Raw genomic sequence first — 9,409 nt, 5'->3', positions numbered from 1 at the left:
ATGCTCTGAAATCGAAAAATTTGCTCCGAAACCAGGAACTGCACTTGTAAAACTGTGCTCCGGCATGGATAGCACATCAAATCATGCCCTGAAATCGAGAGTCGCTCCTATTTTCCAATTATCGCTCCAATTTTGAGAATGTCGCTCCTAATTCCAGATTCTCGCTCCGATCCCCGCGCTCCAACCCCCGCCTCTCCTGCTAACCACAAAAAAACCCCTCCTTATCAAAAAAGGGGCGCTAAACTCCAGTAACGGAGGCTATCTCATTCTGTTGCTCATCAGAGAGTTCATTCGATGCAGGCAGGGATTCAAAGTAAAAGCCTTCTTCTACATTCATGGGCTTGGTTAGTGTATCCATGCCAATTTTGTTTCGAAGCACCACCAATTCTCCAACGGACAAATTGGTTTCTATTTCTTTTTGTACATCTGTTGCTAGTTGGTTTAAGGAAAGTAAGGTGGAAAACGATAGCTGACTCATATCCTTCAGCATCGTACCAATGTTCACTTCTGGTATCTCCGCGTTTACTACATTTGCCTCATTCAGCTGGTCTGCTACCAATTCTTTAAAATACTCATTTTCTAGTGCTCGGTCGGATATCGATTGAATGGCTTCCTGGTCTAGTCGAATGTAATAGTCTAAAGGATACTTCATTGATTTCTCGAGCTGTTCAAGCACTTCCGTGGTTTCCGCTACAGCTTGGTACGTATTAATTTTTGATACATAGAGTGTATTCGTTTTAGGTTGCATGGTTACAAACGTCAGCTTCGCATTCTCATCTTGCTGATCTTCTATCAACAGTAATGATACGTGATCCGTTTCAGCTATTTCTTCGTTAATATCAACTGGTGCATCCTCAATTTCGAGTGGACTCACCTTTGGATTGTTATGATTATAATCTTTGGAATGCTGAACTTTTGGCGTAATCTCTTCTTCGACAACAGGTTCTGTTTCTTCCTTTTCCTTCTCTCCAGGAGCTTTCGTCCAGAAATCCTCCTGAAACATGAGGCCGATGACAAAAATAATCAATGCTAAGCTAAACAACGAGCGACGGATGCGCGGTGGTCTCATAGACATCGATCCCTTACGTTTTACCATCAGTGTGGACGAGGGCTACATAGGATATACATATTAAGTAAAAAAATAGTAGATAACTAGACATTTAGTAGAGACTTTGCCTACAAAACATACGCCTTAGTCATTTCCGACTAGCTTTCTCATATCATTGCAAAAAAAGATTCTCTCCCCCCTCGTGGTAGGCGCATTCCTGGCTAGAACATGTACTTTCTAAAAAAAAAGCAAGCAAAGGCGTCGCTTCGCCCTTACTTGCTTCTGAAATAATTAATAAGAAATAATTAACTTTTGCCCAGGAATAATGAAAGTTGGATCCGCCAACTCATTCAACTCCTGTAGGTTTTCCCATGATGTATCATACATTTGGGCGATGCTGTATAATGTATCTCCCATTTCGACTGTATGGGTCATCACTTCATCCATGTCTGATTCTTCCTCTTGATCTTCGTTTTCATCCATATCTGATTCTTCGTTCTCGTCTTCGTCCTCATCCATATCTGATTCTTCGTCTGCATCTTCATCATTTTCTTCGCTTTCAGAGTCGTCCTCATTCATATCTTCGTCTTCAGATTCATCTTCTTCTGTTTCTTCTTCCTCATCCTCTTCATCAGAATCGTCGTTCATCATTGGTTTTTGATGAGAAAGGTCAAACACGCCTACTGTTCCAGATACTTCGTGACCTATAACGAGCATAGCATTCCCTGTAGGACTCTCATCCGCGGATACAAACTTTAGACCTTCTGGGCCAATATCACCCGCTACCTCTTCTGGGTTAGAAAAGTCACGGCTGGAGAAGTATTTTACAAAAGAAGCTTTCTCAGGATTGGTAATATCGTACACCATCACACCACCAATACGCTCTAGACCAACAAATGCGTAATGCTTGTCCTCAACCATACCTGTTACAACCGTTTCAGGCTCTGGACCTTTGTTATCACTACGGCCATCGATTTCATTTTCTGTATTATCTATGTTGAACATGTCCGGTAGAGCATTTGCGGTTACTTGCTCAAATTCATCTCCACTGTCATAAACTCGGCTCATATCTTCAGCATCCCAAATCGTGAACGAGCGAGCTCCGAACTTATAAATCGCTTCATATTTTCCATCTTCGTTTTTAGGTGCAGCTGTTGTCGTGCCTAGCTCACCTGTTTGCTCGGCAGAAAAGAGTCCATTTTCAACCATTTGATCAAGTTCTTCTTGCGTATATTCAGCAAAATGGTCTGCATTCAATTCGTATTGATCTTTAATTTCCGCTACTTCCGTTTCCTCCGAATAGCCATCATAATCAACAGAATCGCCTTCGTTCGGCGTTACGATATACGTTTTTCCATTAGCAGAGAAAGAAGTAATCCCATCTGGCTGATACATCCCTAGGATTGGATATGTATCGATGTTTACGCCATCATCTTCATTGGAAGTATCAAGCGCATTTTCTGCTTTGGAATGATCTTTATAGCCTAGATCGGATACACCTTCAAATTCTTCCGTTTCTAAATTTAGTGTAGCCATGGCGTTGCTTTCCTGTAATACGACAAAAGCTCGCTTGCTGTCTTCCTGTACAGTAATGTATTCAGGCTCTAAATCTTTTTCATAAGATACTTCAGCATTTGTTTTACGAACGGAATCTTCAACGTCTACACCTTCAAAATTCACGATGTTGACCTGCTCATTTTTTAAGCTCTTGACGCCATTAGAAACATCGATAATGCCAACAGAACCTTCTGGATTTGTTGTATAGTCCTCACTAGGTTCTCCTTCGTTTGCTACTAGAGCTTTTTCACCATCTGGAGTGAATGTAACCATATCTGGAAGAGCTCCTACTTCAACGTGAGAAAGATAGTTGCCCAACTTGTCCATGAACACGACATAACCATTATCCGTTTTAGGGTCAGCAGGTACCGCAACCGCAAGATAATCTCCACTTGGGTGAAGCGCTACACTGGTAATGCCGTCTACAGAACCAAGGTCATCATTTAATTCAGCTAACTGTATACGCTCAATCAGTGGCATGTTTTCTACATCAGGCTGTCCCTTTTCTAACCCAGACGCGTCGATAATATCTACTGCTTGTTCCGCTCCATTTACAGAAAAGATGCGCTCTGTTTCTTGATCGAAGGTAACAATTTCTGTACCGCCTTCATCAAGAGCTGCTTCACTATCAAAGTGACCAATGTGCTGCACGTAAAAATCTTGCTTCCCATAGGACGTAGTTGTTTCAGCATGCGTAGAGGTAGGTAGTGCAATTCCTGCTAAAAGCGTTGCGGTCGTCACGACAGAATAAAGGCTCTTTTTACCGTGTTTCATGTTTCGACATTCCTCCTTAAATGTTTTCAAAATTCATACTAATAGGAGATTGCTAATGTCGTATTAACACTATGTAAAAAGTGGAATTACATGAAGATCTTTTTTAAGATGTAAAAATAACCCTTGGCCTGTACACTTTCTTTCATTAAAAAAAGCACATCGCCAATTATGGCAGATGCGCTTTTGCTGGGTGGGCTGTGGGATTTGAGCGACATTTGAGATTTATGAGCGTGATTTGGAATATATGATCGAGAATTCATATTTATGAGCGGGATTTGCAATATATGAGCGACATTCCAAATATATGAGCGACCCGCCACAATCGCCAAGGAGGCACACCAAATCAGTCGACGACACTCTTATTTTCAATTGCTGCTTCATCCGCTATGACGGTTAGGTTCGGGTGTTCTTTAAGGGCGCTTGCTGGGAAGTCCTCGGAAACGCCGCCGTGTAGTAAGCGTAGCAAGGCTTCTTGCTTGCGTTCGCCGGAAATCATAAGGACGATTTCTTTTGCTTTTAAAATAGTCTGGATGCCCATCGTTATTGCGTGGGTTGGCACGTCATCCTTGGAGTCGAAAAAGCGTGCGTTGGCTTCGCGTGTGGATTCCGCTAATTCAACGATATGGGTCTTGCTTCCAAACGACGTACCTGGCTCGTTAAAGCCGATATGTCCATTTTCGCCAATGCCTAATAGTTGGAGATCGACTCCACCGTGGCCATGAATTCTAGTTTCGTATTCGTCGCACTCCGCTTCCAAGTCTTCCGCTGTTCCGTTTGGCAAATTGGTTTGCTCCGGAGGGATATCAATATGATTAAATAAGTGCTCTCTCATATAGGAAAGATAGCTATTTGGATCATCTGAAGGCAATCCGACGTATTCATCCAGGTTGAATGTTGTGATGTTTTGATAGGAGGTACCATGTTGCTGATGATCGTTTACCAGGTCATCATAGGTTCCTTCTGGTGTCCCTCCTGTAGCTAAGCCAAGTGTCATATCAGGCTTTTCTTGAATGCGTTCTAGAATGATTTCTGCTGCTTTTTGATTCATTTCTTTCTTATCTTTTGTTACATAGATTTTCATTCGGATTCCTCCTTTCGATAGTGAACCTCGCCCTTGCATAAGGTCATATATACATCATTATTGTCATCAAGCACAACGAGATCGGCATCTTTTCCAACACCAATGCTCCCCTTTTTGTTCTGAATGCCTAATTCTTTGGCTGGGTTGATGGAAGACATTTGAATGACGTCTTCCAGTGAACAGCCTGTAAATTGCATCGTATTTTTCAGGGCCTGATCGAGTGTTAAAATGCTCCCTGCCAATGTGCCATCTGATAGCTTTGCCATGTCTCCCTCGACGAAAACATCCTGTCCACCGAGATCATATTTTCCTTCAGGCATACACTGCGCTCGCATGGCATCGGTAATGAGCAGTAACCGGTCCCGACCTAGTTGCTGATAGGTCAGTTGAATCATTGCCGGACTAACGTGGAATCCATCCGTGATCAACTCTGCTCGAATCGCTTTATTCAACATAGCTGCCCCGACTACACCTGGTTCACGATGATGCAGGCCTCTCATCTGGTTAAAAAGGTGCGTGGCATGGGTGATTCCTTTTTCCACTGCTTCATTCACTTGTTCATACGTTGCATCGGAATGACCAATAGACGCAACAACACCCGTATCCTTTAAATGGGAGGTGAGTGCATAATCTTTATCCTCTTCTGGGGCTAGTGTTACTAACCGAATATGGTTGCCTGCTATATCCTGCCAACGTTGAAACGTCTCCACGGAACCCTTACGAATGTGCTCTGAAGGCTGGGCTCCAGCACGTCCTGGGGAAATGAATGGTCCCTCCAGATGAACACCAAGTATCTCCGCACCAGTTGTTTGGTGGTCTATACAGGTTTTGGCATTTTTTAAGGCTGCCTCAATGTTCTCGTCAGCCTGTGTCATCGTCGTAGCTAGAAAGCTCGTTGTACCTCTTTCTGCTAATCTCTTTGATATCGTTGCTAGCGCTTCTGGTGTCGCATCCATCATGTCTGCTCCACCTGCACCATGAATGTGCAGATCAATGAACCCCGGAATGATTTTATACGATTCTGGAAGCTCAATGACCTGATGTTCCCCTGTAGCTCTATTCCGATTAAGCGATGCAATTTTTCCATTATCAATAAAAATGGATCCATTCTCCCTCTTTCCTTGTTCCGTATAAATCGTTCCGTTGGTCAGTAGCATGGCTTGCACCTCTTTTTATTAATTTATTTCTATTTAAACGCTAATTGGGCTGCTCCGATGACACCCGCTTTTCCTCCAAGCGTGGCTTTTTTCATGTCCACCGTTTGTCCCTCATATAAAATAGAGGTGACTTTTTCATGAAGGGATGTAAGTAATTCATCTTCAGCTTGCATAACTCCACCACCTAGTATAAACAATGATGGGTCTAACGCAAAGGTGATATTGGCAATTCCAATCGCTAAGTTATGAATCGCATCATCAATGATTCTCTTCGCTTCAGTATTCCCTTTTTGGGCAAGATTAAAAACCGCTTCAGCTCCGCCTTCAATCCCTAATTGACGCTTTCCTTCCAAGCCAATGGCTGTACCACTCGCTACAGCTTCTAAAGCACCTGGATTTAGTGTTGCATACTTCGTACCACCTGGCTGAACAATCATATTGCCAATTTCTCCAGCATAGCCTGCCGCCCCTGGTTGGAGCTTACCATCCAGCACAAAGCCACCGCCTATTCCTGTGCTCCATGTAATATAATACACACTTTCGTACCCAACACCTGCACCAGATGTAGCTTCCGCTAACGCAGCCACATTCGCATCATTCTCTAGAAAAACGGGAAGATCTACCGCATCGCTAATCTGTTTTGTTAAAGGAACTCGCTCCCAGCCAGGAAGATTAGGTGGATTTAAAATAACACCAGCTTTCGCATCAAGTGGTCCAGGAGAGCCAATACCCACACCATTAATTGGATATATTTTTTGAAAATCCTTAATAAACCGAATCATGTCCTCCATTATTGCCTCAGGTCCTCTAGATGAATCGGTCGGAGTAGATTTTTCCTCCATGATGTTACCCTCTTCGTTTACAACGGCGACGCGAAGATTTGTACCACCTAAATCAATTCCAATTACTTGCTGCATGTCAGACACCCACTTTTCACTTTTTTAGTGACGTTCCCAATTAATAGCTTTTATCGACTACAGAATCAGCTGTTTTTTGCTTCATGCCTATAGATTGTTCTTTTCTACGTATCGCCAGTCCTGTGCTTACTATATCAATAAGATAGAGTTGCGACATTTTTGCCCCTATCGAACCACCTTCTAGTGGAGATTGCCTTCCCCCACTAAGCAACACATAATCTGCAATCTTGGTAATTGGCGAGCGTACATAGTGGGTAATCACCATAACTGTAGCTCCATTTTCCTTCGCAATCGTCAAGGAATCAATCGTATCCTTTGTACTTCCACTTACGGATATACCTACTACCACATCCCCTTCACCAAGTGTAGCTGCGGTCATGGATTGTACGTGTGGATCGATAATGGCGTCCGTCCGGAGTCCAATTCGCAAAAATCGCATCTTCGCATCCAAAGCTGTTACCCCTGACGTTCCGACTCCAAAAAAATAAATGGTAGGAGCAGCATCTAAAGCGTCAATACACTCCTCAACGGTTTGATCATCTACCATTTGTAACGTCTCATCAATTGTATGTTTGGCGTGCTTTGCCAGGGATTGCGAGAGCGTAACCGGCTTTTCTGCATCATGCTCTTCATTTGTTGGATTAGAGAGGTCCTTAGCGATAGCTAATTTAAATTCTTGATACCCACGGAAGCCAATCTTTCTACAAAAACGAAGAGCTGTCGTTTCTCCAACATCCGCTCGATCCGCTAAATCAGTAACAGAGCCATACAAAACCGCTTCAATATTTTCAAGTACAGTTGAAGCCACCTTCTGCTCAGACTTAGTCAAAGACGGATAATAACTTTTTATAGTGGAAGCTAGCTTTCCTTGCATAGGAGGTTGCTGATTCATGTCGGTCCCTCATTCCTAACGAACTCTTTACATTCATCATAGCAAAACTCGTTAGATAAGTGAACATATTCTTCATTTTTATTTAAAAAAGTGGAGAAACACTTCATATAGGACTTTCATCTCGTTTCCCGGAAAAACTTGCCTCCAAAATAATGGTATTGGTATAGTGAATAATGGGGATTTTTCCCAAGGTTATGTGAATAGGAGGATTAAGAATACGTTATGAAATTTCGTTTGTTAGGTAAGCATCAACAAGAGTCTACTAGTATGTTTGATGTGGAGTTGGGGTCGCAATCCGTTACGTTGGATGTGCCTGGTTCTCTTCAGAAACAGTTGGATTCGATAGGATTAACAAAACACGATTTACGAGTGATTCGAACACTGCATCCAATGGTTCAGGAACATTTAGAGGCGGTAACCGAAGACTTTTATGACAATATTACGAGTCAAGGTGAGCTGTTGGAGATTATTGAAAAGCACAGTTCCGTGGAACGATTGAAGCAAACATTGAAGGTACATATTGAAGAATTATTTGAAGGTCAGATTGATCAATCCTTCATCGAGAAACGCTATCGCATTGCTCATATGCATGTGAAGGTTGGCTTGGAGACCAAATGGTACATAGCTGCATTCCAAAATCTATTAAACTCTCTCATTGATATTTTCAAAACATATATTGAACATCCAAACGACATCATCCAAGCCATTCATTCGACAACAAAATTGATGAACTTCGAACAGCAAATCGTGCTTGAGTCATATGAGCAGGAGCACCAACGCATCCGTAATGAACACAAGGAGCACACCGTTCATCTACATCAGCAATCCAGCTCCATCGCCCAAGAACTCGCTGCTATATCTGAACAAACCAATGCTTCTTTAAAGGAATTGATTTCCCAGTCCCATAGCGTATTGGATATGGCTAATACGGGCACAGACCTATCCGTTAAGACCCAGCAAGCATCTGAGCAAGGGAAAAAACAACTTGGTGAACAGCATCAGAATATGTCACGCATGCAGACGAGCATGAATGAAATCGGGGAGAACGCCAAAAACCTTAATGAAGTATCCAAGCGTATCACTGAAGTAATAGATATCGTGAAAGGTATCGCAGAACAGACGAATTTGCTGGCATTGAACGCCTCTATTGAGTCAGCTCGTGCCGGTGAGTATGGAAAAGGCTTTGCGGTGGTAGCCAATGAAATCCGCAAGCTCTCCGAACAAACAAAAGAATCCACTCATACCGTGTCAAAGTTGATTGAAGAAGTGAACACGCAGAGCTCCCACGTGACAAGTTCCATTGAGGAAATAGATCAGTATGTGGAATTCGAACGGGAAAGTCTGTCCAAGACCGATGACTACTTCGTCAAAATCTTAGATGACATGGAAAAAACGTTGTCCCAAAACAAAACAATCGAACAAGAAATGAAGCAACTATTAGACGTTATTACCGAAATCGAAAACGCTTCTAGCGAGGTTGCTAGCTCTGCTGATCGATTAACGGAGACGACGAATCAGTTTGAGGATTAGGTGAGTGCTGGGTTGCGGTGAGCTGGTGAGGGTACTCGCTTATGGGAGGTGCTCTGTTTTGGTTCCGAGTAGGGTTTGGGGATTTGGAGCGCCCATTGATATTGGCGAGAGAGTTCGGGCGGCGGGTGGCTTGCGAGCGAGTTTTGCAGATTTGGAGCGACTTTTTTGGAATTGGAGCGAGAATTGGAAAATAGGAGCAACTTCTTTGATATTGGAGCGAGATTTGAAATATTGGAGCGACCTGCTGTTCCTGAGAGAGGGCGACCGCCAGAGCGACACTCGGGTTGGGAGCTATATCGGGGTTCGGAGCAAATTTTTCGATTTCAGAGCAATATTTCGAATTTGCGATCATTTTTTCTGATTTCCGAGCAAAATTTGAAATTTGCGAGCAAAATCCAAGATTTCCGAGCAAACCGCTATTCCACGCTAACGCTCCCGCCACGCCAGCGCCAC

At 43.1% G+C, this 9,409-nt stretch carries 7 protein-coding genes; 1 reads left to right on the top strand and 6 read right to left on the bottom strand.

The features are described from left to right. Window positions 1–238: 238 nt before the first annotated feature. The 6 genes from N782_RS15620 to N782_RS15590 all read right to left on the bottom strand — a co-directional run bounded on the left by N782_RS15620 (window position 239) and on the right by N782_RS15590 (window position 7,426). Window positions 239–1,096 carry an LCP family protein gene (locus N782_RS15620; protein ID WP_161783125.1) on the bottom strand — a complete coding sequence of 286 codons (858 nt, stop codon included), beginning with the start codon at window positions 1,094–1,096 and terminating at the stop codon, window positions 239–241. Between the two features lie 243 nt (window positions 1,097–1,339). Beyond that, a complete protein-coding gene (locus tag N782_RS21605; protein ID WP_052111384.1) occupies window positions 1,340–3,379 on the bottom strand; it encodes a choice-of-anchor I family protein in 2,040 nt (679 codons plus the stop codon). 343 nt (window positions 3,380–3,722) lie between these two features. Beyond that, window positions 3,723–4,460: a glucosamine-6-phosphate deaminase gene (gene nagB, locus N782_RS15605; RefSeq protein ID WP_036822210.1), complete on the bottom strand. Its 738-nt coding sequence runs from the start codon at window positions 4,458–4,460 to the stop codon at window positions 3,723–3,725. After that, a complete protein-coding gene (gene nagA, locus N782_RS15600) occupies window positions 4,457–5,626 on the bottom strand; it encodes an N-acetylglucosamine-6-phosphate deacetylase (RefSeq protein ID WP_036822207.1) in 1,170 nt (389 codons plus the stop codon). The genes nagB and nagA overlap by 4 nt, the downstream gene beginning before the upstream one ends. A gap of 20 nt (window positions 5,627–5,646) precedes the next feature. Beyond that, window positions 5,647–6,534: an ROK family protein gene (locus N782_RS15595; protein ID WP_036822204.1), complete on the bottom strand. Its 888-nt coding sequence runs from the start codon at window positions 6,532–6,534 to the stop codon at window positions 5,647–5,649. 40 nt (window positions 6,535–6,574) lie between these two features. Then, on the bottom strand, window positions 6,575–7,426 hold the full coding sequence (locus tag N782_RS15590; protein ID WP_036822201.1) for a MurR/RpiR family transcriptional regulator: 852 nt from the start codon (window positions 7,424–7,426) through the stop codon (window positions 6,575–6,577). 222 nt (window positions 7,427–7,648) lie between these two features. Between N782_RS15590 and N782_RS15585 the strand changes: the two genes are divergently transcribed. Further along, window positions 7,649–8,956, top strand: a complete 1,308-nt coding sequence (locus N782_RS15585; protein WP_052111383.1) for a globin-coupled sensor protein — start codon at window positions 7,649–7,651, stop codon at window positions 8,954–8,956. Window positions 8,957–9,409: the final 453 nt, after the last annotated feature.

Source organism: Pontibacillus yanchengensis Y32, from assembly GCF_000770635.1.
GTDB classification, from domain to species: Bacteria; Bacillota; Bacilli; order Bacillales; family BH030062; genus Pontibacillus; species Pontibacillus yanchengensis.
The sequence above is the reverse complement of the archived record's forward strand: the minus strand, read 5'-3'. Positions and strand labels throughout refer to the sequence as shown.

Excerpts from the sequence above, each read along its gene's own strand:
- nagB (WP_036822210.1), bottom strand. The coding sequence starts at position 4,460 with ATGAAAATCTATGTAACAAAAGATAAGAAAGAAATGAATCAAAAAGCA.
- N782_RS15620 (WP_161783125.1), bottom strand. The coding sequence starts at position 1,096 with ATGGTAAAACGTAAGGGATCGATGTCTATGAGACCACCGCGCATCCGT.
- N782_RS15590 (WP_036822201.1), bottom strand. The coding sequence starts at position 7,426 with ATGAATCAGCAACCTCCTATGCAAGGAAAGCTAGCTTCCACTATAAAA.
- N782_RS15585 (WP_052111383.1), top strand. The coding sequence starts at position 7,649 with ATGAAATTTCGTTTGTTAGGTAAGCATCAACAAGAGTCTACTAGTATG.
- N782_RS15595 (WP_036822204.1), bottom strand. The coding sequence starts at position 6,534 with ATGCAGCAAGTAATTGGAATTGATTTAGGTGGTACAAATCTTCGCGTC.
- N782_RS21605 (WP_052111384.1), bottom strand. The coding sequence starts at position 3,379 with ATGAAACACGGTAAAAAGAGCCTTTATTCTGTCGTGACGACCGCAACG.